The following is a 26,338-nucleotide window of genomic DNA, read 5'->3' on the forward strand; positions in this document are numbered from 1 at the left end:
CCCCCACGGCGTTCGGTCAATCAACGCCGCTTTTCAGTCATCCCTACCCAGGATTCATCGAGCAGGTTCGTGATCCACGGCATTCATGAGGATGTTCATCCCACTTGTCCCATGTACACCTCTCGCCTCTTCCCTGAGCGACTTCAGCAGCCGCATTCCTCCGACCGTCGGCTCGGCCGCCCCGTCCATCATGTCGAGCGCCTCGGGCACCCCGTCCATGAATCCGGGAACGAGGAAGGAAAGTCCCACGCGTTCATACGTTCCCGCAAGCAGCCCGGAAAAGGGGACCTTTGTATTCCGTTCCCAGGGAAGGCGGTACTCCCAGGCCCCGTCCAGCGCGTGGAGATCCGTGACGTCCAGGAGAGCCCGCAGCCGGGCCCTGCGCAGACCGCGCAGCAAGGCGAGGGCGAGCTCCCGGGTGTTCCCCGCCGGCACGAGGCCGATGGCGCCGTAGCCGTGCGGCCGTCCCGTGTTCCGGCCGGCGACGAGCGGCGTGAGGGTGGTCAGCGTCTCCCCGGCGTCCGCCGCCTGCCCGGGCGCCTCCCGTTCCAGCAGTCCCCACGCCCGGCCGACGGCCTCGCTCCAGGCCTGCGCGCCGGCCCGGTCCAGACGGGGCGCGGCCGGAGCCTCGAAGCAGTCGCGGTACGGGTCCAGGTCCTCGATGGCGAGCCGCGGAGCGCCCTCCGCGGTGACGTACCGCACCGGGAGCCAGCCGGGACCCTCGGCCGCCGTCGGGACGATCCGCTCTCCGCCGTCCTCCCCCCGGACCGCGAACCCCCCGTCGGCGGCCCGGATCCGGACGCGGCCCGTCGCGCCGGGGTCCGCGACCCGCAGCTCGCCGAGCGTGGGCAGGTGGAGCCGGCCGTCCCGGTAGTCCGCCCGCACCTCCAGGCCGAGACCGGACCGCACCGCGGCGGCCGCCACGTACGACGGGAACCGCAGCGCCTGGCCGACCGCTTCGGGCCGCTCGGCGTGCAGCCCTTCCAGGACGTCCAGCAGCCATGTACGCGTATAGGCGTGCGCCAGGACCCGGTCGAGGCCCGCGGCGCCCTCGGGCGAGGACTCCAGGACGCCCGCGAGCCCCCAGGCCTCGTCCCACCGGGCACCGCCGCGCCCGTCCAGCGCCTCGTGGAGGCCGGCGAGCAGCGTACGGGTCAGGTCGTGCTGCTCCGCGACCAGTTCACGCCGGTCGTCCAGCGCCGGGGACACGGTGGACGCACTCGTGCGCTCCTGGATCCCCCGGACCAGCGCCTCCAGATCGGCGCAGTAGACGGAGGGGTTGTCGAAGCCGTTCTCCGGGCGGTACCGGTGGGTGTAGAGCCCTCCACCGCACGACCGTACGACGGGGCAGCTGCGGCACGTCTCGCTGACGCCCGCCAGACCGAGCTGCCGCGCCCGGACCCCGGGGTGGGCGGCCACATCGTCGAAGGAGTGCGAGAACACGTCGAACCCGGTGGCGGCGGCGCCCTCGTAGGCGCTCTTGAGGGAGTCGACCTGCTCCAGCTGACCGTCCGTCTCGACGACGACGAGGTCCGTGGGGGCGAGGCCGAGGGACTCGGTGAGGCTGGGGCCGCCGCTCAGCGTGGAGAGCACCGAGGAGAACAGGCGCACCGGCACCGGGCCGCCCTCCTCCTGCCAGCGGTCGAAGACAGCGAGGAGCCACTCGGCGTAGGCCGTGGGCGATCCGTCGGGCCGGGGCGGGGGCTCGTCCCACGTGGCGTGCGGCAGAAGGAAGTCGATGAGCGGGGGGTCGAGCGCGACCAGGGCGTCCAGCACGGCGTGCGGGTCGTTCTCGATGTCGACGGTGCACAGCAGCCCGAGGTTGAGATGGCGGTAGCGCTCCTGCCGGAGCAGCTCGACGGCCTTCAGTACGAGGGGGTGGCTGCTGCGTCCGTCGGCGAATCGCCGGTGCCGGTCGTTGGCCGCACGGTCGCCGTCCAGGGAGATGCCCACCTTGACGTCGAACTCGTCGAAGAGGTCCAGGTAACGGGGGCTGAGCTGGAGGCCGTTGGTGTGGATCCGGAGGTCGAGGCCGGCGACGCCCGACAGGGCCGACCCGAACTCCTCGCACACGCGCCGCAGACGGGCGGGGCCGGCGAGCAGAGGCTCCCCTCCGTGCAGGATCACTGACACGGAGGGCAGTGCGTGTGTCTTCGCGTGCTCGGCGAGGCGCTGTGCCGTCTTGGAGATGACGTCGTCAGAAACCGTCTTCGGCCGGGTTCTCCAGCTCTGATCAGCATGTTCGTAGACATAGCAATGATCGCAGGCGAGGTCGCACCTGCTGTGGACCTTCAGAACGATTTCGCGGAACGGGACCGCGGGGCCTGTCATTCCACCACTCTAGTCCAGCCGCGCCAGGATTCCGGCCGCCGGCCACATGAGCCGACCGCCCGAACGGGTGGAATTCAAACTGCTTTACGGCGCCGGCTGTCTCGCGGTTCTTACAACGAGGAGTTGAATGTCGAGATCTGTGTCGGGCGGCCGCCTGCCGTCGCGAGCACCCTGCCCATCTTCCTGGCTGCTGCGCTGCCGGATGCGTCGATCTTCGCAAGCGGCACACGACGCTTCGCGACAGCGAAGCTCGGGGTGGATTCGTAGGTCTTCACGGCCGTCCTTGATGGGCTCGTTCCGGACACGGAAACTGCACCGGCACCTGCACCATTGCAGTGTCCGGCGGCACGACTTTACTCTCATGGCCCCGGCGTGCAACTCGACTCGTACAGCCGTAACCCGAGTGATTTGCAGGACTACTCCAAATGGGCCGGAAACCATTCATGTGCGGGCCGGGACGACCACAACATCGAATACAGGAGTGATCATGACGGCGATTCCAGGACCGCTGCAGAGCATGGTCTTCAGGAGCGCTGATCTGCCCGCACTCTTCCACCACACCGACGCGGTCGCCGTCGCGCGCCAGCGCGAGGCGGTCAACACCACCCGCGGCCAGCTCGCCCTGCTCGTCCTGGGCACCGTGCCCGCCGCCCTGCCCTGGCGCGCCGAGGTCGGGAGCGGCATCCAACTCCTCGATGGTATCGCGGTGTTGGCGTATCTCGGTGTCCTGATCACGACGTACCTCGCGTCCCGCCGCAAAGCAAAGTCGCATTGGCAACTCAACCGCTCCGCAGCGGAGTTCATCAAGTCCAACTGCTGGCGGTACGCGGTCCACGGCTCCCCCTTCGACTCGGCCGTCCAGCACCCCGAGGCGGTGTTCGCCAGCCGGCTGGAGGAGGGGCTCCAGGAGTTGCGGAAGGTCGGGTGGGACGACCCCCGGGAGGAGATGGCCGACTCGGGTGGCGGCCTGATCACCGCGTCCATGCGGGAGTTGCGGGAGAAGGCGTTCACCGTACGCAAGGAGACGTACATCCGGGACCGGCTGATCGAGCAGCGGCGCTGGTACCGCAGGCGCAGGCTGGTGTCGCGGCGCGGGGCGCTCGTCTGGTCGAGCACCATCGCCGCGCTGACACTGCCCGCGCTGGTCCTCGCCGTGCTGCGGACCTTCGGGGAGGCCGGGTCCTTCGCGCTCACCGGCACGTTCTCCGCCGCCGCTGCCGCCTGCCTCGCCTGGAACGAGACGCGCCGTCACCATCCGCTGGTGACCGCGCACTCCCTGGTCGAGGACGATCTGGAGAACATGCAGGCCGCGATGGAGACCACCCTGACCGAGCGGCAGTGGGCGGCCGCCGTCTTCGAGACCGAGCGGATCGTCTCCCCCGAGCACACGGACTGGCTGGTCAGGCACCGGATGTGAGGCACGCGGCGGGTCCGTACGCCGGGGGCAGGCCGACGCGCGGCAGGTCCGTGCGCCCGGGGGCAGGCAGACGCGCGGTGGGTCAGCCGCGCTCCACCCCCTCGCGCCAGATGACGGTGACCGGCCGCCCGAGGCTGCGGGCGTACGTCACGATGTCGCCGGTGCCTCCGAGGCCCCGCGCGGGGAGGCCGTCCCAGACCGCGATCAGCCGGTCGCAGTGGTCGGCGATGTAGGCGCCGGCCGCGTAGTAGGCCTCGTCGGTGGAGTGCGGGAAGTCCAGCCGGATCTCGCGGGCGGCCCGGGCCTTGAGCGTCCGGTAGCGCGCGAGGTCCGCCTCGTCGGCGAAGCCGTCCTCGTAGTCCCCGCTGGGGATGACCACGGTCAGCTCCGCGCCGTGGGCCAGGGCGAGGTCGGCGAAGAGCTGGTCGGCCCCGACCGCCAGGCTGGAGAGCGCCTCCAGGGAGCCCTCGTGTCCGCACAGGGCCGCTCTCAGCTCCTCCAGCACATGCTCCCGGGCCTCCAGGGGGATGGTGCGGTGACCGGTCACTCCGATGCGTTTCACGGACCTGGAACCCCCTGGTGTCTGCGGGGGCTCCCGGAGGTCATCCCTCCGGACCGCACAGCGTCCGCCCCCCGTGGTACCTCTGCGACCGACCGTCCTGACATCCTCTCAAGAGCCGTGGTCCGAGGGGGAGCCCCCGCCGGGGTTCTGCGGGGGCTCACGGGAGTGCGGCGGTGCCCGGCCGGGTCGGAACACGCTGACGCCGTACGCGCTCGGTGCTTCGGTGACCGGCCGGCCCGGCCCGCAAGGGTGCCTTTTCGGACGGGACGGGTCAGCCGTCGATACGGTTCCGCTCCCCCGCCGGCACGGCCACCGTGAGGGTGTTGCCCGGCGGCGGGAAGGGGCAGATGAAGTGGTCGGCGAAGGCGCACGGCGGCAGCAGGGCGCGGTTCAGGTCGACCCGTACCCTGCCCTCCGCGTCCGGCGCCTCGGGCCGCAGGAAGCGGAAGCGGTAGCTGCCGTTCCCGCTGGTGGCGTCGGCGAACACGGCCCAGAGCGAGCCGTCGGGCTCGACCGCCACCTGGAGGGTGTGCTCGGCGCCGTCCAGGGTGAAGGCGATCTCGCCCGAGAGCCCCAGCCCCCGCTCCCGTCCGTCGGCGTTCTCCACGCGGACGGTCCGGTCGGCCGCGTACGGCCGGAAGGTGCCCTCCAGCGACCACTTCGGGTCGTACGGCGTGGCGTCGATGGTCCGGAAGGCCTGCCGGGCCGGGGACTGCGGGTCGAAGTCCCTGACCGCCCAGAGCCCTTCGCGGCTCAGCACGACCAGCCGGCGCTCGCCCCGCGCGACCCGGGAGGTGTCGATCGGGCCCCGGTCGGCGCCGAGGCGGACCTCGCCGGCCAGCGGCTTCGCGTCGACGGTCAGCCCGTCGTCGGGGGTGGCGGTGAGCACCACCTCGCCGTCCTCCTCGCGCCACAGCCCGGGTACGGCCGGAATTCGCCCCTCCGGGTGGTCGGCGAGCCAGTGGGTGCCGGTGAGGGAGAGCGGGCCGTGCGGTGCGGCCACGGCGACGATGCGCCGCTCGTGCCAGCGCTGCCAGGCGTGGAACTCCTCGCTGTCCTGCTGTGCGTCCGTGCTCATGCGGTCAACTTTTCCATACGGGCCGGGCCAGGCCGAGGTGCGACCTCAGCGTGGAGCCGGTGTATTCGGTGCGGAAGACTCCGCGTTCCTGGAGGATCGGGACGACCCGGTCGACGAATCCGTCGAGGCCGCCGGGGGTGAGATGCGGTACGAGGATGAAGCCGTCGGCCGCGTCGGCGGTGACGAACCGCTCCAGTTCGGCGGCGACCGTCGCGGGCGAACCGATGAAGGACTGCCGCGCCGTGGCCTCGATCGCCGTCTGGCGGATGGAGAGCCCCTTGGCCTCGGACAGCGCCCGCCACTTCGCGGCCGCGGCCAGCGGGTCCGCGACCCTGACCCTGCCCTGGACCAGGCTCGACCCGGGGTCCGGGTCGATGTCCGGGAGGGGGCCGTCGGGGTCGTACGAGGAGAGGTCGCGGCCCCAGATCTGTTCGAGGGCGAGGATCGCGTTCTGCGGGGACACCTGCTGGTGGCGGATCTCGGCGGCGTTCTGCTGGGCCTCCGCGTCGGTGTCGCCCAGGACGACGGTGACCCCGGGCATGATCTTCAGGTCGGCGGGCTGCCTGCCGTACTTCGCGAGGCGGGTCTTGACGTCGGCGTAGAACGTCCGGCCGGCCTCCAGGGTGCCGTGCCGGGTGAAGATGACGTCGGCCGCGGACGCGGCGAACTCCCGGCCCTCGTCGGAGTCCCCGGCCTGGATGACGACGGGGTGCCCCTGGGGCGAGCGGGGGACGCTGAACTCCCCGGAGATGTCGAAGTGCTGCCCGGAGTGCGCGAAGGGGCGCGAGGTGCCCTCCGGCGTCCAGGAGTCCCACAACTCCCGTGCCGTGGCGACGAACTCGGCGGCGCGGGTGTATCGGTCGGCCCGGTCGAGATAGCCGCCCCGGCGGAAGTTCTCGCCGGTGAAGGCGTCGGACGAGGTCACCACGTTCCATGCGGCGCGCCCGTCGCTGAGGTGGTCCAGCGTGGCGAGGCGCCGGGCGAGTTCGTACGGTTCGTTGAAGGTGGCGTTGACCGTGGCGGCGAGCCCCAGCCGGTCGGTGACGGCGGCGAGGGCGTTCAGCACGGTGAGGGACTCGGGGCGGCCGACGACGTCCAGGTCGTGGATCCGGCCGTTGTGCTCGCGCAGCCGCAGCCCTTCCGCGAGGAAGAAGAAGTCGAATTTGCCGCGCTCCGCGGTCCTGGCGAGATGCTCGAAGGAGGCGAAGTCGATCTGGCTCCGGGAGCGTGGATCGGTCCACACGGTGGTGCTGTTGACGCCCGGGAAGTGGGCGGCGAGGTGCATCTGCTTCGGCGTCTTCGTCATGAGGTCCCCCCTGAGTTCCTCGCGAGGGCGTAGCGGTTGGCCGGCCGGCCGAGGCCGAGGTGCTCGCGGAGTGTGCCGCCCGGGTAGAAGGTGCGGAACAGGCTGCGGTGCTGGAGCAGGGCGACGGTCCCGTTGACGATCCTCTCCAGGTCGCGCTCCGGTGTGATGGGGGTGAGGTGGAAGCCGTCCACGGCTCCGCCCCGGTGCCACCGGGTGATCAGTTCGGCGAGGTCGACCGGGCCGCCCCGGAAGTAGGTGTTCCGCCCGGCCAGTTGCGGGCCGCTCTCCAGGCCGGGTTCGGGTGTCTTCTCGGCGTCCCCGAGATCGACGGTGAGGGCGACCAGGACCCGCAGGCTCTCGGGGTCCCGGCCGTGGGCGGCGGCGCCGGCGCGCAGTTCACCGGCGAGCGAGGCCGCCTGTTCGGGCGAGGTGGCCCGTACGTGGACGATGTCGGCGTGCCGCGCTGCGGCGTCCCGGGCGGGTCCGCTCGTGCCGTCGATGACGGTGACGGGCCGGCCCTGCGGTGGCCGGGGCACGATGGCGGGGCCCCGGACGGAGAAGGTGCTGCCCTCGAAGTCGACGTAGTGCAGCTTGTCGCGGTCGATGAAGCGGCCGGTGGCGACGTCGCGGATCTCCGCGTCGTCCTCCCAGCTGTCCCACAGCCGGGCCCCGACGTCGGCGGCCTCCCCCGCCTCCTGCCAGAGGGCGGCGGCGGGTGCGGCCGGGCGGCGGCCGAACAGCCTGGCCTCGGCCTCGGTCGTCGACACGTCCGCCTGCCAGCCGGCCCGGCCCTTGCTGACCCAGTCGAGGGTGGCGACGGCGGACGAGACGTGGAAGGGCTCGGTGTGGGTGGTGGTGACGGTCGGCACGAGGCCGATCCGGGTGGTGGCCGGGGCGACGCGGGCCAGGACGGCGAGCGCGTCGGGGCCTGGCCGGTTGAAGGAGTCGCCCAGGGTGACGTAGTCGAGGGTGCCCCCTTCGGCGAGGCGGGCGAGCGCGGCGTAGGAGCCGGCGTCGTAGCGCGGCGGTCCTCCGATCTCGGCGGCGAGGTGGAGTGGCCTGGTGGCGGACATGCGGGGCCTCTCGGGTCAGTTCTCGGTCTTGGGCAGGCCGGGCGGGTTGATCTCCGACTTCTCGACGGCCTCGTTGGACAGGCCCCAGCGCTTCAGGACCTTGGCGTACGAGCCGTCCTGGATGAGGTGGTCGATCGCGGCGCCGTACGCCTCGACCAGGCCGCTGTCCTTCTTCGTGGTGGCGGCGATCTTCCCCTGGATGGCGTCGCCTCCGCCGGACAGCGTGCCGACGACCTCGGACTGGCCGGCCGACGCGACGTGGTAGTTGGCGGAGGGGCTCGGGCCGAAGTAGGCGTCGATGCGGCCCGACTGGAGGGCGATGTAGTAGTCGGTGATGTTCTGGAAGTACTTGATCTCGACCGGCTTCCGGCCGGCCTTGACGTTCTGCTCGCTCCAGTCGACGAGGATCTTCTCCTGGTTGGTGCCGGAGGAGACGGCGATGGTCTTCCCGGCCACGTCGGCCGGGCCCTTCACCTTCCAGCCGGAGCCCTTCTTCGCCTCGAAGGCGATGTTGTCGAGCCGGTAGGTGGCGAAGTCGTACTTCTCCTTGCGCTCCTCGGTCACGGTGACGTTGGAGAGGACCGCGTCGAACTTGGAGCTGTCGAGACCGACGAAGAGGTTCTCCCAGGAGACCTGCTCGAACACCGGCTTCAGTCCGAGGGTGTCGGCGAGCAGTGTCGCCAGGTCGATGTCGGCGCCGATCCTGGTCTTGTCGTCGGTCGCGTAGAAGCCGAGGGGTGGCGAGCTGTCGGCGCTCCCGCCGATGCGCAGCGTGCCGCGCTGGCGGATGGCGGCGGGCACCTGGGCCGCGATGGCGTCCACCTTCTTCCCTCTGATCCGCTTCTGGTCGGGGCCGATGTTGATACCGGTGTCCTTCTGGCCCTTGGCGCTGATCACGTCCTCGGCGGCGTCGCTGCCGCCGCACGCGGTGAGCAGCCCCGCGGTGGTGAGCGTGGCGAGGACGGCGGTGAGGGTGCGGCGGACGGTCATGTGGCTGCTCCTTGACTGCGGGGACGGGTGCCGGGGCTGCGGTTGCGGTTGCGGTTGCGGGGACATGGGTCAGAGGACCTTGGAGAGGAAGGCGCGGGTGCGTTCCTGGACGGGGTGGTCGAGGACGTCGGCGGGCGGGCCCTGCTCGACGATCCGTCCCTCGTCCATGAAGACGACGGTGTCGGCGACCTCGCGGGCGAAGCCGATCTCGTGGGTGACGACGATCATCGTGGTGCCCCCGTGGGCCAGGTCCTTGATGACGTCGAGGACCTCGCCGACGAGTTCGGGGTCGAGCGCCGAGGTCGGCTCGTCGAAGAGCAGCAGCTTCGGCTCCAGGGCGAGGGCGCGGGCGATGGCGACGCGCTGCTGCTGGCCGCCGGAGAGCTGCTTGGGGTAGGCGCCGGCCTTGTCGGCGAGCCCGACCCGTGCCAGCAGCTTCTCGGCCGCGGCGACGGCGTCCTTGCGGGGACGGCCGAGCGCGGCGATCGGGGCCTCGATGACGTTCTCGAGGACGGTGAGGTGCGGGAAGAGGTTGAAGTTCTGGAAGACGAAGCCGATCGCGGTGCGCTGGCGCAGGACCTCCCGCTCGCGCAGTTCGTACAGCTTGTCGCCGGACCTGCGGTAGCCGACGAGGGTGCCGTCGACGCTGATCCAGCCCTGGTCGACCTTCTCCAGGTGGTTGATGGTGCGCAGCAGCGTGGACTTGCCCGAGCCGGAGGGGCCGAGGACGACGGTCACCTCTCCGGTGCGCACGGACAGGTCGATGCCGCGCAGCACCTCGAGCGGGCCGAAGCTCTTGTGGACGGAGCGGATCTCGACCATGGCGTCGGGTCCGGTGGCTTCTGCGGGTTCTGCGGTCGCGCTCATCGCACGGCCCCCTTGGCGTAGTGACGTTCGACGTAGTGCTGGAGGACGGAGAGCACGGTGGTCAGGAGGATGTACCAGGCCGTGGCGACCATGAGCAGGGGCACCACCCGGCCGTTGCGCCCGTAGACGACCTGGACCTGGTAGAAGAGTTCGCCGATCGCCATCACGGAGACGATCGAGGTGCCCTTGAAGAGGGAGATGATCTCGTTGGCGGCGTTCGGCAGGATGGAGCGCATGGCCTGCGGGAGCACGATGCGCCTCAGCTGCCGGAGCCGTGGGATGCCGAGTGCGGCCGCCGCCTCCAACTGGCCGCTGTCCACGGCGAGTACGCCGCCCCGGACGATCTCCGCCGCGTACGCGGCCTGGTGCAGGGCGAGCCCGAGGACGGCGGCGCTCATCGCGCCGACGAGGTTCATGGTGTCGAAGGAGACGAAGCCGGGCCCGAAGGGGATGCCGAATTCGAGCTCCTTGTAGAGGTAGGCCAGGTTGAACCAGAAGAGCAGCTGGACGATGAGCGGGATGGAGCGGAACGCCCAGATGTACGCGTACGAGACCGCCCTGAGGAACGGGCTGGCGGACAGCCTCATGAAGGCCAGGACGATGCCGAGCGCGAAGCCGACCACCGTGCCGTAGAAGGTCAGCTGGAGCGTGACCCAGACGGCGTGGAGGATCGTCCCGGTGGTGATGAAGCGGGCGAAGACGTCCCACTCCCAGCCGGGGTTGGTGACGAGGCCGTTGACGAACTGGGCGAGCAGGACGGCCGTGACCGCGACGGCCACCCAGCGCCAGGGGTGGCGCAGGGGGACGACCTCCAGGGCCTCGTGCTCCTCGGCGGCGGGCTTCCCGGCGGGGTCGGTCCCGGCCGGTGGGTGGATGGGTGGATCGCTGGTCAGCGACATGACGGGAGTTCCTTCTGCGACAGGGGTACGGAGAGGGGCCGTGCTCACGCGGTGAGGCGGTCCCGACAGGAGAGGTCGCGCAGGAACGCGAGGGCCGCGCGGGCGGTGGCGTCGTTCTGCCGGAAGGCCGCGCCGCCGGTGCGGGGCCGGGTGAAGGCGCCGGCGGAGCGCGCGGTGGTGTACGGGCCGAGGGCGAACCGGCGCGGGTGCGGGCGGCCCTCGGTGTCCAGGATCCGGCCGTCGGCGGGGTCGACGGAGAGCAGTCCCGTGTCGGTGCCGGCCGCCCCGTCCTCGTACAGCGCGCTCAGAAGCGGGCTGCGGGTCCTGCGCAGCGAGGGGTCGGGGAGCCGTGCCTCGACCAGGGCGCGTGCCTCCGTGGAGGCGCCGGGCACGGAGGTGCCGCGGGCCCGGAAGACCCCGTGCTCCTCGTCGGACTCGACGGTCATGCCGGCGCCCAGGAAGCGGACGACGCCGGCCCGCGAGAGCGCGAGGAGCTGGCGCAGCCGTGGTCCCGGGGGCCCGGAGGCGATGTAGTTGAAGAAGCCGTGCCACCAGGCGCCGATGTCGCCGGCGCCGGTCAGCTGCCCGTAGACGGAGAGCAGTCCGAGGAAGACGGAGAGGTCGGGACTGTGCGCGGGGTCGTGGCGGCGTTCGAGGTCGGCGGTGATGTAGGCGCGCAGCCCGTCCTGAAGTGCGTCGTACGAGGTGTGGCGTACCCCGTCGAGCGGGTGGTCGAGGGCGTCGAGGTCGAGCCGGTCGGCCGGGTCGGGGACGGCGGAGGCGACGAGGGCCGCGAGTTCGGGGCTGCCGTGCTCGGCGACGGCGTACTTCTCCTCGAAGTCGGTCAGGTCCACGGCGGTGCGCTCGGGGTGGGCGGTGAAGAGCCGGTGGTAGTGGGCGTGGCCCAGCTCCTTGGCGATCAGCGGCCACAGGTCGCGCCGGAAGTCCACGGGCCCGCCCGCGTTCAGGATCTCCTCCACCCGGTCCGCGTCGAAGTGGCGGGGCAGGGGCGGCCGTTCGCCCTGCCAGGTGTAGCCGATCTTGGAGTGGTACGGGACGCCGCGCCGCGATCCGACGTACAGGACGGGCTCCCTGCCGGAGGGGACGTAGGCCCCGTCCTCGTACCGTCCGCCGCGCCCCTCGGTGAGCAGCACCATGAGGTCGATGAAGGCGAGGCCGAAGCCGCGTACGAGGACGGGTTCGCCCTCCGGTACGGCGGACAGGTCGGTGTCGGCGGTGAAGTCGGGCGGCAGGTGGACCAGTCCGTGCCGGGCGGCGAAGCCGGCCAGCTCCTGCTGTTCGGCGTCCGGTTCGGCGTCGAGATGGCCGACGGTGAGCACGACGAGGTCGGCGTCGAGGGGCTCGGCGCGCCCCTGGATCCGTACGCGCTGCCGGCCGCCGCGCGGCCCGGAGACGCGCACGGCGTGACCGGTGTGCTCGTGGACGGTGATGCCGGGCGGGAGCGCGGCCACCGCCCGCTCGTACACCCAGCGCAGATAGGCGCTCTGCAACCGCCGGCTGGGGAAGCCCTGGCCGCCGAGGCCCTGGATCTCCGCCAGCACGGCGGGGTCGGCGGAGACCGCGATCCGTCCCTCGCGGACGTCCGCGGCCCAGGTGTGCAGGGCGGGGCCGGGGCTGACCGGGCCCTCCAGCTGGACGGTGTCGTCGGTGAACATGGTGACGTCCTCGGCCATGGAGTTCATCCACAGCAGCGGGGACTGGTCCTGCCGCCAGATCCGGCCGCCTCCCGGCGGGTACGGGTCGACGATGTGGATGTCCAGGGGCCGGTCGCCGTACAGCTCGGCCGCGTTGGCCGCGATGCGTTCGATGACGCCGGTGCCGCGGGGGCCGCCGCCTATGACGACGAGCGTCGGGCCGCCGTTCATCGGGCGCCTGCCGTGCCGCGTGCGTAGTGGCGTTCCACGTAGTACTGGCCGATGGACAGCAGGGAGGTGATCGCGGCGTACCAGAGGGTGGCGACCAGCAGCAGCGGGATGACCTCGTAGGTGCGGTGGTAGACGAGCTGGGCGGAGTAGAGCAGGTCCTGCACGGCGATGATGCTGACGATCGAGGTGCCCTTCAGCGTGCCGATCAGCATGTTCCCCGCGGGCGGCACGATGGAGCGCATGGCCTGCGGCAGCACGATCCGGCGGAACCGGCGCCAGGGGCCGAGGCCGAGCGACTGGGCCGCCTCCAGCTGTCCGCGCTCGACGGACAGGATGCCGCCGCGGACCACTTCGGCGGCGTATGCGGCCTCGTGGAGCGTGAGTCCGATGACGGCGACGGCGATCGGGCTGAGGAGGTCGACCGTGTCGACGCCGAGGATCTGCGGGTAGAGGGCGCCGATGTTGAACCAGAAGAGCAGCTGGACCAGGATCGGTGTGGACCTGAACAGCCAGATGTAGCCCCAGCTCACCGCCCGGAGGACGGGGTTGCCGGAGAGCCTGAACACGGCGAGCAGGGTGCCGAGGGCGAAGCCGAGCACCATGACGAGGCCCGTGAGCCAGAGGGTGAGCCAGAGGCCGCGCAGCACGAAGTCGGTGGTGAGGTAGGCACCCACGACGTCCCACTGGAACGCCTCGTTGCGGACGACGGAGACGAGAGCGCCCGCGAGCAGGAGGAGTACGACAACGGCCGCCGCCCACCTGCCTGTTCGGCGTACGGGCACGATGCGAGGGGCTTCTTCCCTCCCGGCGTGGCCGGCGGGCGGGGCGGAGAAGGACGGGGTGGGGACTTCTGTCTGCGCGGACATGCGAAGGCTCCGTGGATGCAGAGATCGAACACGGGGCGTGCCTTCAGCGCGAACACAACGTGGACCGGGCCCCTCAGCGCCGGTCCGCCTCTGAGAAAAGCGCCACGGGGTGCCGTTGTCAAGCTTGTCCAGAGTGTGAGCTGTACGTCTCGGTTCAGTTGACGCGCCACCGGATGCCTGTTCCACTTGGGCCATGTATTCGCAGCAGTGGCTGGTCACCCGCTCCCACATCGACTTCGGTCGCGTGTGGTCCTGTTCCTGTTGAGCTGACGCCCTGCGTTTCCTTTTCTCCCGCTCGCGCCGTCGCCGGCGCTGGAGCGGAGTCCCTTGCGTTCCTTCGCGTGCACGACATGGCTCGGCCCTCCCCTCGTAACAGCTGATCTCCCGCCCCGACGCTCCGTGCTGCCCTGGCCCCGGAGCGGGGTCGACGAATCCGGAGAAACTCCGTCATGCCCCGAACCCGGCAGACCGCTGCCTTCGCACTGATCACCGTGGCCGCACTCTCGCTCAGTGCCTGCGGATCGGGCGACCCCGCCACCGCGCCCGCCGCCGCGGGTTCCCCGGCGAAGGGGAAGATCCCGACGACCGACGTGGTCTCGTCGGTGAGGAAGAACGAGGACGCGGCGAAGCTGCTGCCCGAGAAGGTGCGCGCCGCCGGCACGCTGACGATCGCGTCCGCCACCGGCTCGCCTCCCGGCGGCGCCGCCTACCTGGAGGACGGGAAGACGCTCGCGGGGGCGGACGTCGACTTCGCGGACGCGGTGGCCAAGGCCCTCGGGCTGAGGCTGAAGCGGGAGATCGCCGCCTTCGAGGCGATCCTCCCCGCCCTGGGCAGCGGCAAGTACGACGTGGGCACGGGCAACTTCGGCGTGACGGACGAGCGCCGGAAGACCATCGACTTCGTCACGTACATCAACGACGGTCAGGGCTTCGCCGTCCGTGACGACAGCGACCTGAAGAAGGTCACCGACCTCACGCAGCTCTGCGGACTGACCATCGGCACCGGAGCGGGGACCACCTTCGAGGCGACGCTGGAGGAGAACAAGCACCTGTGCGCCGACGCGGGCGAGAAGCCGTACGAGGTCAAGACGTACGGCGATCCGTCCGCCGTCTGGATCTCGCTCCAGCAGGGCCGCAGCGACATCGTGATGAACACGATCAACGGACTGCGCTACGGCGTGGCCCAGCTGGACGGGCTGCGCTTCCTCAACGAGTACAAGCGCCTCGACGTCGGCTTCGTCTTCAAGAAGGGCACCCCGCTGGCGCCGGCCTTCCAGGCGGCGGTGAACGGTCTCAAGGCCGACGGGACCTACGACCGCATCCTGAAGAAGTGGGGCACCACCGGGTCGGCGATCGAGACCTCGCAGATCTCACCGCCCGAGATCAGGTGAGGCCGCCGGGTGGGACCGCGGCGGCCGTCTGACGCCGGATCAGCAGTCGCACCCGCAGTCGCAGCTCTCGCAACAGCTGCAGCAGTTGCCGCAGCAGCTGCAGCCCTCCCCGCAGCCCTCGCACCAGTCGCAGCAGTCGCCCTTGTGGCAGAGCCCTTCGCGCTCCTGGCCGCTCCACGGGTCGTTGAAGTTGCTCGCGCAGCACATCTGGCAGGTGCAGGCCAGGCCGGCCCAGACCAGGCAGCCGGCGATGAGGCCGCGGCGGTTGCGCGGTGGCTCGGGCGGGAGCGGCGGTCCCGGAGGACCGTACGGACCGCCGGGCGTCGGCGTGTACGGGTTGCCGGGCGGCGGCCCGTAGGCGCCCGAGGGTGCCCCGCCGGCCTGGTGCGAACACGCCGTGGAGCCGAAGGCCCGGTCCACGGAGCGCCGCAGTTCGTGCACCAGGAGCACATGGGCCAGCGCGCCGTCGGTGAGCTCCGCGTCGCGCAGCGCCAGGCGCACGCCGTGCAGCGCGTCGTCGCAGAGCCGGCGGGCCTCGGCGAGCGATGTGCCGGTGGCGGTGAGCGGGTTCCAGGCACCCGACGCGGCGTCAGCTTCCCGGTCCTCCACGGCATCCAGCAGATGCGCGAGCCTCCCGAAGAGCCGGCCCGCCTCGGCCAGCGGCTCGGCGTTCCCCGGCCTGCCCGCGAGTACGGCGGTGTGCGCGAAGGCCGCGGCCGTCGCCGTCTCGGTGGGCTCGGTGACGGTCAGCAGGGAGGTGCCGGGGCCGGCGAGGGACTCGATGCCGGTCTGCCGGTCGACGGCGTCGACCAGGACGGCGGTGTCGAAGCCGAGCTCGGCCCCGGTGCGCGCCCCGGCCCTGTCCCAGCCCGCGGCGACCCGGCGTGCGGCGGCGGCCACCGGGCGCCGCTTCAACAGCCCGTCGCGGTCCGCGACATGGTCGCGCACCTTCGCGGACGCCAGGACGAGCGACACGGCGGCGGCGAGCCTGGCTCCTTCGCCCCGGGCGACCGGCGCCGTCCGCATGGAGCGCAGCGGGCACGGTCCGGCGGTGCGCCGCAGCCCCGTGGTGCGCTCGGACTGAGCCTCCGTCAGGACCGAGACGATCAGGCCGTCGTAGTTCGTGGCGACCCGGGCGAACTGCCCGTGGTCCGCCCGGAGCGCGAGACAGAGCCCGCAGAGATGAGCCATCCACTCGGTCCTGAGCCCTTCGGACAGCCGATGGGTACAGGGCCTCACGATTCCGAACACGACGATCCCCCGGGAGCCGTTCACCTGACGAGCCGCGCCCGTACTCCGGCGCGGCGTGCATCGTATCCAGGGTTCCGTTCACCCGTACGCCCGCCATCTCACCCGTACGGACGGGGGCATCATATTTTCTTTCCGCAAGCCCCCCTATGCGGTACGAACCCTGACGAATCGCCACATGTTCTGCACCAGTAGCGTCACGAATCGCGCGCGCGGCGCCTATCCCCTTGGCGCTGAATCCGCATCATGGACGACCATAGGGATAGGAAAGAGATACGGAACACCAACGAACCGCGGTGAGAGGAGGCGTCCATGGGATCGGTGCGCAAGGCGAGCGCCTGGCTGGGCCTCGTGGAGGACAACGACGAGCGGTACTACGACGACGAGTACTCCGAGGATGCGGAGACCGGCACGAATCAGCCATGGGTGACCGACCCCCGCGTGCAGGTGGCCTCCGAGAAGGCCGAGGACACGGGCCGCCGGATCGCCACCGTCACGCCGGACAGCTTCCGGGACGCGCGTGGGATCGGCGAGCTCTTCCGGGACGGTGTGCCGGTGATCGTCAACCTCACGTCGATGGACCCCACCGACGCGAAGCGCGTCGTGGACTTCGCGGCGGGACTCACCTTCGGACTGCGCGGCTCCATCGAGCGCGTGGCGACCAGGGTCTTCCTGCTGACCCCCGCCCACACCCAGGTGGTCAACGGCGAAGCCGCCGGCCGGCCGGCCGACGGCTTCTTCAACCAGAGCTGAGCAGGGCGCTCGCCGGAAGCCCTAACGGAAAGCGTCCAGACCGGTGAGCGCCTTGCCGAGCACCAGCTGGTGCATCTCCACGGTGCCCTCGTAGGTGAGCACCGACTCCAGGTTCGTCGCGTGCCGCATCACGGGGTACTCCAGCGAGACCCCGTTGGCGCCGAGGATCGTACGTGACGTGCGGCAGATCTCGATCGCCTCCCGCACGTTGTTCAGCTTGCCGAAGCTGACCTGCTCGGGGCGGATCCGGCCGGCGTCCATCCGGCGGCCCAGGTGGTGGGCGAGCAGGATGCCCTTGTGGAGTTCCAGGGCCATGTCCGCGAGCTTGGCCTGGGTGAGCTGGAATCCGCCGATGGGCCTGCCGAACTGCTCACGGGACTTCGCGTAGTCGAGAGCCGCCTCGAAACTGGCGCGCGCGGCGCCCATGGCCCCCCAGACGATTCCGTAGCGGGCGTGGCTGAGGCAGCTGAGCGGGCCGCGCAGCCCGGTGGCCCCGGGCAGGACCGCGTCGGCGGGCAGCCGCACGCCGTCCAGGACCAGTTCGCTGGTGACCGAGGCGCGCAGCGACCACTTGTGCCTGATCTCGGGCGCGGAGAAGCCGGGGCTGTCCGTCGGCACGACGAAGCCGCGGATTCCCGAGCCGCCGCCCGCCTGGTCGGTCTGCGCCCATACGACGGCGACCCCGGCGACCGAGCCGTTGGTGATCCACATCTTCCGGCCGGTGAGGACCCAGTCGTCGCCGTCCCGCTCGGCGTACGTCCGCATCCCGGCGGGGTCCGAGCCGTGGTCGGGCTCGGTGAGGCCGAAGCAGCCGATGGTCTCGCCGGCCGCCATACCGGGCAGCCAGCGCTGCTTCTGCTCCTCGGATCCGAAGCGGTGGATGGCGTACATGGCGAGGGAGCCCTGGACGGAGACCAGGGAGCGGATGCCGGAGTCGGCGGCCTCCAGCTCCAGACAGGCCAGGCCGTACTGGACGGCGCTCGCCCCGGCGCAGCCGTATCCCTGGAGGGACATGCCCAGGGCGCCGAGCGAGCCCAGCTCGCGGGCGAGCTCGCGGATGCCGGGGAGCTCGCCGTTCTCGTACCACTCGGAGATGTGCGGAAGGACCCGGTCGGCGGCCCAGGTGCGCACGGTGTCGCGGATCGCGAGGTCCTCGGGGTCGAGGAGGTCGTCGATGCCGAGCGGATCGCCGGGGTCGAACGGCCGGCTCCTCGGGGGGTCTGACGGCTTCGCGGACTCGGTGGTGGACATGAGTGCCTCCGGCGGCTCGCACGGTACAGAGAACGCGCCACGGTACTAAAAACTAGCAGTGGTAGTTACGGCGCCCCGCCGACGTTACGGCTCAGCGTGCTGATCGTCCAGAGCCCGTGGCCTCGGCGGGTTCGCGCCGCGCGGGAAGGGCGGCCCGGCGCGCCGGAGCTGCCGGCGACGGGAGCCGGCGGGGCTCACCGGGCGGCGTGGGCCTGGTGGACTGCTCCGGGAGGGCGGCTTCCTGCTCGTGGCAGGCCCCCTTCGCCGGGGGACAGTCCATGACGCGCGGAAGACGCAGCGCGGCGAGCGCTCCGAGCAGCAGGAGGCCCGCGCTGACCAGCAGCGTGATGTGCAGACCGTCGACGAAGGCGTGGCGGGCCGTGTTCCGCAGCAGGTCGCCCGTGGGCCCGCCCAGCCGGCCGGCCACCTGGTAGGCCTCGCCCAGCGAGTGCGAGGCGGCCGAACCCGCGGCGGCGGGCACGCCCTCCTCGTGGAGCCGGGAGAGCCCCGGGGCGTAGGCCGCGTTCATGACGCTGCCGAGCAGCGCGATCCCCATGCCCGCGCCGAGCTGGTACGAGGTCTCGCCGATCGCGGCCGCGCCGCCGGCCCGCTCGGCCGGGGCCTCGCTCAGCATCGACTCGTACGCCCCGAAGAGCGTGGACTGGAGCCCGAAGCCCAGCAGCACGAAGCCGGCGGTCAGCAGCACGGGCCGGTCGTGCTGGCCCATCAGCGTCAGCAGGAGCACCGAGGCCGCCGTGAGCACGAAGCCCCAGCCGACCATCCGCCGGGGACCGATCCGGCTCAGGGTGTACGAGCCGGTGGCGCCCGCGGCCATGGCGGCGAAGGTCAGCGGCAGCAGCCGCAGGCCGGTCTCCAGCGGACTCAGGTCCAGGACCAGCTGGAGGTACTGGACCGCGATCAGCTCCAGGCCGACCAGGGCCAGCATGGCGAGCACGATGCAGCCGACCGCGGTGGTGAAGGCGGGCCGGGAGAACATCGCGATGTCGATGAGCGGATGCGTACGCCGCTTCTGCCTGCGTACGAAGAGGACGAGCAGCGCGGCGCCGGCGAACAGCGGCACGAGGGTGGCGGGGTTCAGCACTCCCTCGCCGCCGCCGATCCGCTTGATCCCGAGGACGACCCCGAGCACGCCCCCCGCGGCCATCAGCGCGCCGAGCACGTCCCAGGGGCCGTCGTCCTCACCGCGCGACTCGGGCAGCAGCCAGCGGCCGACCGGGAGGATGAGCGCCATCAGCGGGATGTTGATCAGGAAGACGGAGCCCCACCAGTAGTGCTCGACCAGGAAGCCGCCGATGACGGGACCGGTCGCGGCGCCGACCGCGGCGACCGCGGTCCATATGCCGATGGCCAGGGCCCGCTCCCGGCGGTCGGGGAAGACCTGGCGGAGTATCGACAGCGTGGCCGGCATGATCATCGCGCCGCCCACGCCGAGCAGGGCACGCGCCGCGATCAGCACTCCGGGTGACCCGGCCGTCGCGGCGAGCGCGGAGGCGAGGCCGAAGAGCGCGTAACCGAGGAGGAGGACGCGCCGTCTGCCGATCCGGTCACCGAGCGTGCCGAAGAGGATCAGCAGCGAGGCACAGACCAGCGGGTAGGCGTCCACGATCCACAGCAGGCCGACGGCGCTGGGGCGCAGGTCCTCGGTGACGGCGGGTACGGCCACGTGCAGCACGGTCGCGTCGAGCGCGACGAGCAGCAGGCTGAGGCAGAGGACGACCAGGACGACCCAGCGGTTGGCACCGTCGGCCGCTGCGCGCAGCCTGCTCACGGCCGTGGACGTCCCGGTCATGTACGTACCTCCCACAATGAGTCCCTCGCGCTCGGCAGACCCACTGGGGGTCCGGCTCACGGCGTCCCCCGGGCCCGGCATCGATGGGCGAGTGAGCCGTCAGCGTACGCGAGTTCCAGGTGGTCACGCGTGGTGCAGCTCATACGTTCACCGGCCACCGGGTGTGGCGTACACCACTCCGGACCCTGCACGCGGGGTGACGCCGGGGTGTCGCGCCGGGGCTCCGGCGGCGCGGCCCGGCCGCACCCGGCGGCTCACCCGAATGGAGCAGCGCCCACCTGGTCACGGTGACGCCGGTCCATTTCATCGACCCCCAAACATTTCTACGAATAGGGCCCGGAAGTAATAGGGGACGGCCCGAAACCATTCCCCGGGACGCGGGGAATGGATACCGGTCTGAGACAAAGTCCACATCACATCGTCATCACAAAGACGCGGGATCGGCCGGATCACACACTCACTCGCTGTAACGTCCATTGCGTGCGTACCGACATCTTTGCCCGTCTGGACCGGGAGCCGGAACCGCCGAAGATAGAGACCCCGCGGATGAGCCGTCACCGCATCGCTCTCTTCGGCGGGACTTTGGCGTTCTATCTCGCCATCGTCGTCGCCGTGCTGGTCTCGTCCTGGCTGGTGGCCCTCGACTGGAAGGTCATGCTGTTCCGGCCCTACCAGCAGTGGCCGGAGCTCCACGCCTTCCTCGACTACTACGTCGTGCTCGGCCAGCGTGGCCCCACGGCCGTGATGGTCGCCTCCTGGCTCGGCTGGCGCTCGTGGCGCCAGCACACGCTGCGCCCGCTGCTCACGCTGGGCGCCTCCCTGCTGCTGCTCAACCTGTCGGTGGGCGCGGTCAAGCTCGGGCTGGGGCGGCTCGGCCCGCACTACGCCACCCAGATCGGCTCGGCGGAGCTCTTCGCCGGCGGCGATATATTTCCCTCGGGTCACACCGCCAACGCCGTCGTGACCTGGGGAATCCTCGCCTACCTGGCCACCACGCCACGGGCCAGGCGCTATCTGTCGGCCGTGTCGGCCTTCGTCTCCCTGGGCGTGGGACTCACCACCGTGTACATCGGCACCCACTGGCTCAGCGATGTGCTGCTGGGCTGGGCGGCCGGTCTGCTCATCCTGCTCGCCCTGCCCTGGTTCGAGCCGCTGATCACGCGCACGGAGGTCTGGATCCTCTCGGTGCGGGAGCGGTGGCGTAACCGCCGTGGCCTCCGGGAGCCGGTTCCGCCGGCTCCCGTGACCCCTGAGCCGGTCCTGCTGCCGCAGGCGCTGGGCGGCGGGACGGCCGCGGAAGGCGTCCAGGAGGCCGCGAGCACGGGCCAGGCGCCCGGGGCCGCCGGTCATCCCGGTGCGGCCGCCAGGGCCAGGACGCACCTGGCCCACCCCGGGCGCCCGGAACGGACGCCGCCGGCCCCGGCCGGTTCGCGCCGGCCGCCGCACGCGGACCGCTCCCCGAGGACCAGCGCCGGCCCGTCCCGGCCGGTGGCGGGCGGTCCGGTCGCCCCCTGACCCGCCGGGGCGCGCGCACGGCCCACACCACGGAGAAGGCCCCGACTCGCGTCGGGGCCTTCGTTCGTCCGGGCCTTCGTTCGTCGGGGCCGGTCAGCCGACCCAGCAGCGGGTCACGGTCGAGGCGTCCACCTCGAAGTTGATGCGGCCGCCGCGGAACTCCATGGTGATGACGGTGCCCGGCGGAAGAGCCCGGACCGTGCTCCAGCCTCGCGCTCTGGCCTGCCGTTCGGCGGCGTCGGCGTCGAGGCCGACGTAGGACTCGGGGGTGTCGTCCGGCTGGGCGGGTGGGGTCGGTACAGGTGCCATACCCCTCACCGTAGGCCGCCCCGCGCCGTGGCGGAAGCGGTCGCGGTCACGGGCCGCGACGCATCCCCCGCACCTCCGCTGTCACGCTTGTGTCACAGGATCCCCACGCGCGTGTACGGAGGACCGCTTCACCCGGACGGCATACCGTCCGAATTGAATGACCCCCGGTGAATGCGCCGGGAAGCGCCCGCCGGAGTAAAGCACGGACGCCGGATACACCACGTGACCACATTTCCGGAGCCTGCGGAAAAGCGGAATATACGGGCGCGCCACCTCGAATTCACTCGCCCTTATGCGTGCCTTACTTTTCCCGCGCCCGCGCCCCGGGGGCCTCCTGGCGAAGGACCCCCGGGGGCTCCGCACCCATCCGGAATACGACGGTCCGGGTGCGGCATCCGGCAGCCCGCACGGCGTCCGGGTGCCGCTCCGGCTCAGGCCCGCCCTCGGCGGATCACCCCGGCCGCCTTGTAACGCAGCGCGTACGCCCCGTCCAGGACGGTGCCCCTGGACCGGTGGTAGGCGCCGCGCAGAAGGCCCTGCGATCCCGCTCCCCCGCCCCGCGCGGCCAGCTCGGCGAAGAGCTTCTCGTGCCGCTCCGCGATCGGCGCGGGGTCGAAGCGCGTGGCGGAGGCCCGTGCCGCCCGGCCCATCCGGTGGCGCAGGCCGTCGTCGTCGATCAGGCCGAGCAGGGCCTTGGCGAAGGCGCCGGTGTCCCCCAGCGGCACCAGCCGGCCGTCCACGCCGTCGTCGATGATCTCGGCGGGGCCGTGCGGGCAGTCGGTCGCCACGACCGGCACCCCGCAGCGCATCGCCTCCACGATGGTCATGCCGAACGACTCCCGCTCGGAGGTGACGGCGGCGATGGAACTCTTGGGCCACTCCTCCTCCATCGGGTCGGCGGAGCCCATGAGGAACACCCGCTCCCGCAGCCCCAGCTCGTCGACGAGCGCGCGCAGGGGCTGCTGCTCGTTGCCGGAGGCGTCCCCGGCGCCGTAGATCCGCAGCCGCCACTCCGGGCGGGCCGCCGCGATCTCGGCGAAGGCCCGGATCAGGACGTCGTAGCGCTTCACGCGGTGCAGCCGGCCCGCCGCCACGATCCACTTGGCGTCGCAGTCGGCGGGCGGGCCCGCGGGCTCGGGCACGCTGTTCGGGATGGCCTCGATCCGCACGCCGGGCAGCCGCAGACCGGTGCGGTAGTCCCGGGCGTCGGCCTCGGTGACGGTCGTGACGGCGTCGAGCTGCGCGTACCGGTGGCTTATCTCGCGGCGGAGCCGGTAGCCGTGGCTCTCCAGCGTGAGGTGCTCCTGGCCCACGCGCACCGGTCCGCGCCGCGTCTGACGGCTGATGTGGACGTTGAGACCGGGGCGCGTGCCGACGACGACATCGGCCTCCAGCGCGCCCAGATGGGCCGCGATGCGGCTGTCGGTGAGCCTGCTGTACTGCCGGTGCCTGGTGTCGCCACGCGGGAAGACGGAGGCGGGCCTGGCATGTTCGGCGGAGGATCCCTCGTACTCCGGGCTCGACTTGCGCAGGTCGACGAGATGACTCATCCGCACACCGGCGGGCGCCCCGAGCTTCGGGTCGTCGCGGTGACGGAAGACGGAGACGATCTCGACGTCGTGCTGCTCGGCCAGCGTCCCGGCGAGCGTGAAGGTCGTACGGATCGTTCCCCCGATGCCGTACGCGTTGTGGAGCAGAAATGAAATGTGCATTACGTAGTCGTTTCCCCTGTTCGACTGGTCTGCAACGGACCTTACGTTGCGTCATGTCCTGCCACAGCATTCGCACAGGAGTCGTACAGACCCGTGACACTTCGAACGGGAATACGTGCTCCAGGGACACTTACGCGGAATGTTCGGTTCCGGATCGTATGCGCGATCCGCCCGCTCCCTCGGTCCGCCGGCTCCGGCTCCTAATCCCCCGCATTCGCGCGTGACTCCGGCCCCGGGTCTTCCGTTGTCTCTTCATGAGCCGGGAACCACCCGGCCCACGCACCGAGTTCGAGGAGCCACCCGTGCCGCGCATGCTCGACGTCAGCGAGGACGTACGCGCCGAGATCGGCGATGCCGAAGCCGACCGGCTGCTCGTCGGCGACAGTGCCCCAGGCAGTTACGACTGCACCTCATGCCGCACCCCCGGCGATTCCGACCAGGAGCGCACCAGCACGGTGCTGTTCGTGGGCGACGAGACCGCCGTGCTCGCCTTCGCCCACGCGACCTGCATCCCCTCGCAGGTCGTCCAGGTCGCGGAGGACCAGCTCCAGGGCGCCGTGCGGTCCATCACCGGCAGCGAGCCACAGAATCCGGAGGGCCTCATGCCCGAACAGGCCGTCCTCGGCATCACCAGCGGTCTCGTCCTGATCGAGGACGACCTCCGCCCGGCCCTGGTCGTCGAACCGACCGGGCCGATCGCCCGGCCCGGCACGGACGGCAGCGGCGGCGACCAGTTCCTCCAGCTGCTGCTGGAGCAGGGTTTCCAGCCCACGCCCCATCTGAACCGGCTTCCCGGCGTCCTCCCCGGCTGGTCGGTCCTCCTCGCCATGGGCCAGCTGCACGCGGTGCTCCAGCCGGGCGCCGGCGGCGGCAGTCCGGTCGCCTGGTGGCAGGCGCACCAGCCGCTCCAGGTCACCGAGGGCTGGCGGACGGCCGCCAACAAGGCGCAGAGCGTGCTGGTCTTCGCCGCCCCGGCCGGTTCCATCGGCCAGCAGCCGCGTGAGGACCTGCTCCGTGACGCGCTGGACAAGGCCGCGGTCAACGGTCTCCTGGTCGCCGCGACGATGCCGCTCGCCGGGACCTGACCGTGCCGCCGCTGCCCTCCGCTCCCCGCCGGACTGCGTTTTCTCCGTCGGGCCCGCATCCGACGGGCGGTGAGGTCGTTGGCACCTACGTGCACTCATACGACCCTCCTCGCCAGCAGCAGACCCCGATCCCGGCCATGCGCCCGTCGCAGGAGCCCTCGGGCGGTAAGTCCCCCACCCCGATCTACGACGCGCTGTACTCCGAGTACAGGCGATCGTTCCGGGCGCTTCCCGGGGACCGCACCGGTGAGGAGAATCTCGGCTTCAGAACGTTCGGCATCGGGACGTTCGGCAGCCGTGCACCACTGGGCAGCCGTACGACGGCGAACGCCCAGGGGAGTCACAGCGCGGGCGGCGGCAACCCCGGCTCCTGGCAGCGGGTCGGGCGGCACGCGGGCCGGGCCAGGCCCGCGGCCCTGCCGCCCGGCTCCACGGACGCCTGAGGGACACGGCGAAGCCCCGGACCCCCGCTCACGCGGATGGTCCGGGGCTTCGCCGTGTCACCGGGTCACTTCTTGCGGCCGCGCTTCTCGCGCACCCGCACGGAGATGTGCAGCGGCGTGCCCTCGAAGCCGAACTCCTCGCGCAGACGGCGCTCGACGAAGCGGCGGTAGCCGTGCTCCAGGAAGCCGGACGCGAAGAGGACGAACCGCGGCGGCTTGGTGCCCGCCTGGGTGCCGAAGAGGATGCGGGGCTGCTTGCCGCCGCGCACCGGGTGCGGGTGGGAGGCGACGATCTCGCCGAGGAAGGCGTTCAGCCGGCCGGTGGGGACGCGGGTCTCCCAGCCCTCGATCGCGGTCTCGATCGCGGGGACCAGCTTCTCCATGTGCCGGCCGGTGACGGCCGAGACGTTGACGCGCGGGGCCCAGGCCACCTGGGCGAGCTCCGTCTCGATCTCGCGCTCGAGGTAGTAGCGGCGCTCCTCGTCGAGCGTGTCCCACTTGTTGAAGGCGACGACGACGGCACGGCCCGCCTCCACCGCCATCGTCACGATGCGCTGGTCCTGCACGCTGATCGACTCGCTGGAGTCGATCAGGATGACGGCGACCTCGGCCTTCTCGACGGCGGCCGCGGTACGCAGCGAGGCGTAGTAGTCCGCGCCCTCCTGGAGGTGGACCTTGCGCCGGATGCCCGCCGTGTCGATGAACTTCCAGGTGGTCCCGCCGAGCTGGATCAGCTCGTCGACCGGGTCGCGGGTGGTGCCCGCCAGGGCGTTGACGACGACGCGGTCCTCACCGGCGACCTTGTTCAGCAGGGAGGACTTGCCGACGTTCGGGCGGCCGATGAGCGCGATGCGGCGCGGGCCGCCGAGCGCGGTGCCGAAGGTCTGCGCCGGGGCCTCGGGCAGGGCCTCCAGGACCGCGTCCAGCATGTCGCCGGTGCCACGGCCGTGCAGCGAGGAGACGGGGTGCGGCTCGCCGAGGCCCAGCGACCAGAGCGCGGTGGCGTCGGCCTCGCCGCTCTGCCCGTCGACCTTGTTGGCGCACAGGACCACGGGCTTGCCCGCGCGGCGCAGCAGCTTGACGACGGCCTCGTCGGTGTCGGTGGCGCCGACGGTGGCGTCGACCACGAAGACCACCGCGTCGGCGGTCTCGATGGCGTACTCGGCCTGGGCGGCGACGGAGGCGTCGAGGCCCAGCACGTCCTGCTCCCAGCCGCCGGTGTCGACGACCTTGAAGCGGCGGCCCGCCCACTCGGCCTCGTAGCTGACGCGGTCACGGGTGACGCCGGGCTTGTCCTGGACGACGGCCTCGCGGCGGCCGATGATCCGGTTCACCAGGGTCGACTTGCCGACGTTCGGGCGGCCGACGACGGCGAGCACGGGAAGCGGTCCGTGACCGGCCTCACCGATCGCGCCCTCGACCTCCTCGGGGTCGAACCCCTCCTGCGCGGCGAGCTCCATGAACTCCGCGTACTCGGCATCGCCAAGTGCTCCGTGCTCGTGGTCCGAGCCGTCGGAGTGAATCTGGTCGTTCATGAAGTCCGTTC

General features: G+C 71.5%; 23 protein-coding genes. 6 read left to right on the forward strand and 17 right to left on the reverse strand.

Features of this window, described 5'->3' with window-relative positions; genetic code table 11:
* Positions 1–54: 54 nt before the first annotated feature.
* Complete coding sequence (gene fxsBH, locus ACZ607_RS28755; protein ID WP_469739227.1) at positions 55–2,331, reverse strand: radical SAM/SPASM protein FxsBH, inactivated beta-hydroxylase extension form; 2,277 nt, start codon at positions 2,329–2,331, stop codon at positions 55–57.
* Positions 2,332–2,441: 110 nt separating this feature from the next.
* Complete coding sequence (gene fxsA, locus ACZ607_RS28760) at positions 2,442–2,606, reverse strand: FxSxx-COOH cyclophane-containing RiPP peptide (RefSeq protein ID WP_099177920.1); 165 nt, start codon at positions 2,604–2,606, stop codon at positions 2,442–2,444.
* Positions 2,607–2,818: 212 nt separating this feature from the next.
* On the opposite strand from fxsA, the gene ACZ607_RS28765 reads away from it, so the two are divergent.
* Complete coding sequence (locus ACZ607_RS28765) at positions 2,819–3,748, forward strand: DUF4231 domain-containing protein (RefSeq protein ID WP_469739229.1); 930 nt, start codon at positions 2,819–2,821, stop codon at positions 3,746–3,748.
* A gap of 82 nt (positions 3,749–3,830) precedes the next feature.
* Here the strand turns inward: ACZ607_RS28765 and ACZ607_RS28770 are convergent, their stop codons facing one another.
* The 9 genes from ACZ607_RS28770 to ACZ607_RS28810 form a co-directional block, all read right to left on the reverse strand.
* Positions 3,831–4,310: a hypothetical protein gene (locus ACZ607_RS28770; RefSeq protein ID WP_469739232.1), complete on the reverse strand. Its 480-nt coding sequence runs from the start codon at positions 4,308–4,310 to the stop codon at positions 3,831–3,833.
* A gap of 271 nt (positions 4,311–4,581) precedes the next feature.
* On the reverse strand, positions 4,582–5,388 hold the full coding sequence (locus tag ACZ607_RS28775) for a DUF1684 domain-containing protein (protein ID WP_469739234.1): 807 nt from the start codon (positions 5,386–5,388) through the stop codon (positions 4,582–4,584).
* Between the two features lie 4 nt (positions 5,389–5,392).
* Positions 5,393–6,673: an NtaA/DmoA family FMN-dependent monooxygenase gene (locus ACZ607_RS28780; protein ID WP_469739390.1), complete on the reverse strand. Its 1,281-nt coding sequence runs from the start codon at positions 6,671–6,673 to the stop codon at positions 5,393–5,395.
* 17 nt (positions 6,674–6,690) lie between these two features.
* The gene (locus ACZ607_RS28785) at positions 6,691–7,767 is read right to left on the reverse strand and encodes an LLM class flavin-dependent oxidoreductase (RefSeq protein ID WP_469739236.1); all 1,077 of its coding nucleotides are present in this window, start codon (positions 7,765–7,767) and stop codon (positions 6,691–6,693) included.
* Between the two features lie 15 nt (positions 7,768–7,782).
* Positions 7,783–8,757: an ABC transporter substrate-binding protein gene (locus tag ACZ607_RS28790; RefSeq protein WP_469739240.1), complete on the reverse strand. Its 975-nt coding sequence runs from the start codon at positions 8,755–8,757 to the stop codon at positions 7,783–7,785.
* 69 nt (positions 8,758–8,826) lie between these two features.
* Positions 8,827–9,579: an amino acid ABC transporter ATP-binding protein gene (locus ACZ607_RS28795; protein WP_469739393.1), complete on the reverse strand. Its 753-nt coding sequence runs from the start codon at positions 9,577–9,579 to the stop codon at positions 8,827–8,829.
* A 41-nt stretch (positions 9,580–9,620) separates the two neighbouring features.
* Positions 9,621–10,523: an amino acid ABC transporter permease gene (locus ACZ607_RS28800; RefSeq protein WP_469739242.1), complete on the reverse strand. Its 903-nt coding sequence runs from the start codon at positions 10,521–10,523 to the stop codon at positions 9,621–9,623.
* A gap of 44 nt (positions 10,524–10,567) precedes the next feature.
* Positions 10,568–12,409, reverse strand: a complete 1,842-nt coding sequence (locus ACZ607_RS28805; protein WP_469739244.1) for an FAD/NAD(P)-binding protein — start codon at positions 12,407–12,409, stop codon at positions 10,568–10,570.
* Positions 12,406–13,275 (reverse strand): amino acid ABC transporter permease, encoded by an 870-nt coding sequence (locus tag ACZ607_RS28810; RefSeq protein ID WP_469739247.1) that lies wholly within the window; start codon positions 13,273–13,275, stop codon positions 12,406–12,408. Before ACZ607_RS28810 ends, ACZ607_RS28805 begins: the two co-directional genes overlap by 4 nt.
* A gap of 449 nt (positions 13,276–13,724) precedes the next feature.
* Between ACZ607_RS28810 and ACZ607_RS28815 the strand changes: the two genes are divergently transcribed.
* Positions 13,725–14,666 (forward strand): ABC transporter substrate-binding protein, encoded by a 942-nt coding sequence (locus ACZ607_RS28815; RefSeq protein WP_469739249.1) that lies wholly within the window; start codon positions 13,725–13,727, stop codon positions 14,664–14,666.
* Between the two features lie 39 nt (positions 14,667–14,705).
* Here the strand turns inward: ACZ607_RS28815 and ACZ607_RS28820 are convergent, their stop codons facing one another.
* On the reverse strand, positions 14,706–15,917 hold the full coding sequence (locus ACZ607_RS28820; RefSeq protein ID WP_469739251.1) for a DUF5685 family protein: 1,212 nt from the start codon (positions 15,915–15,917) through the stop codon (positions 14,706–14,708).
* Positions 15,918–16,226: 309 nt separating this feature from the next.
* On the opposite strand from ACZ607_RS28820, the gene ACZ607_RS28825 reads away from it, so the two are divergent.
* The gene (locus ACZ607_RS28825; RefSeq protein ID WP_469739253.1) at positions 16,227–16,667 is read left to right on the forward strand and encodes a cell division protein SepF; all 441 of its coding nucleotides are present in this window, start codon (positions 16,227–16,229) and stop codon (positions 16,665–16,667) included.
* A 21-nt stretch (positions 16,668–16,688) separates the two neighbouring features.
* Here ACZ607_RS28825 and ACZ607_RS28830 read toward each other — a convergent pair whose 3' ends face one another.
* Complete coding sequence (locus ACZ607_RS28830; RefSeq protein WP_469739256.1) at positions 16,689–17,918, reverse strand: acyl-CoA dehydrogenase family protein; 1,230 nt, start codon at positions 17,916–17,918, stop codon at positions 16,689–16,691.
* Between the two features lie 91 nt (positions 17,919–18,009).
* On the reverse strand, positions 18,010–19,728 hold the full coding sequence (locus tag ACZ607_RS28835) for an MFS transporter (RefSeq protein WP_469739259.1): 1,719 nt from the start codon (positions 19,726–19,728) through the stop codon (positions 18,010–18,012).
* 480 nt (positions 19,729–20,208) lie between these two features.
* Here ACZ607_RS28835 and ACZ607_RS28840 point away from each other — a divergent pair, with 480 nt between their 5' ends.
* Positions 20,209–21,243, forward strand: a complete 1,035-nt coding sequence (locus ACZ607_RS28840; protein ID WP_469739261.1) for a phosphatase PAP2 family protein — start codon at positions 20,209–20,211, stop codon at positions 21,241–21,243.
* 93 nt (positions 21,244–21,336) lie between these two features.
* Here the strand turns inward: ACZ607_RS28840 and ACZ607_RS28845 are convergent, their stop codons facing one another.
* Complete coding sequence (locus ACZ607_RS28845; protein ID WP_124279509.1) at positions 21,337–21,552, reverse strand: I78 family peptidase inhibitor; 216 nt, start codon at positions 21,550–21,552, stop codon at positions 21,337–21,339.
* 431 nt (positions 21,553–21,983) lie between these two features.
* Entirely contained in the window at positions 21,984–23,264 is a 1,281-nt protein-coding gene (locus tag ACZ607_RS28850; protein WP_469739263.1) for a glycosyltransferase family 4 protein, read from the reverse strand.
* Positions 23,265–23,566: 302 nt separating this feature from the next.
* On the opposite strand from ACZ607_RS28850, the gene ACZ607_RS28855 reads away from it, so the two are divergent.
* Together ACZ607_RS28855 and ACZ607_RS28860 are read left to right on the forward strand one after the other, a co-directional pair.
* On the forward strand, positions 23,567–24,349 hold the full coding sequence (locus tag ACZ607_RS28855) for a hypothetical protein (RefSeq protein WP_469739265.1): 783 nt from the start codon (positions 23,567–23,569) through the stop codon (positions 24,347–24,349).
* 137 nt (positions 24,350–24,486) lie between these two features.
* Positions 24,487–24,792, forward strand: coding sequence for a hypothetical protein (locus ACZ607_RS28860; protein ID WP_469739267.1), 306 nt, complete (start codon positions 24,487–24,489; stop codon positions 24,790–24,792).
* A 65-nt stretch (positions 24,793–24,857) separates the two neighbouring features.
* On the opposite strand, the gene der is transcribed toward ACZ607_RS28860, so the two are convergent.
* The gene (gene der, locus ACZ607_RS28865) at positions 24,858–26,327 is read right to left on the reverse strand and encodes a ribosome biogenesis GTPase Der (RefSeq protein WP_469739269.1); all 1,470 of its coding nucleotides are present in this window, start codon (positions 26,325–26,327) and stop codon (positions 24,858–24,860) included.
* Positions 26,328–26,338 lie beyond the last annotated feature (11 nt).

Source organism: Streptomyces sp. NPDC104381 (genome assembly GCF_055583745.1).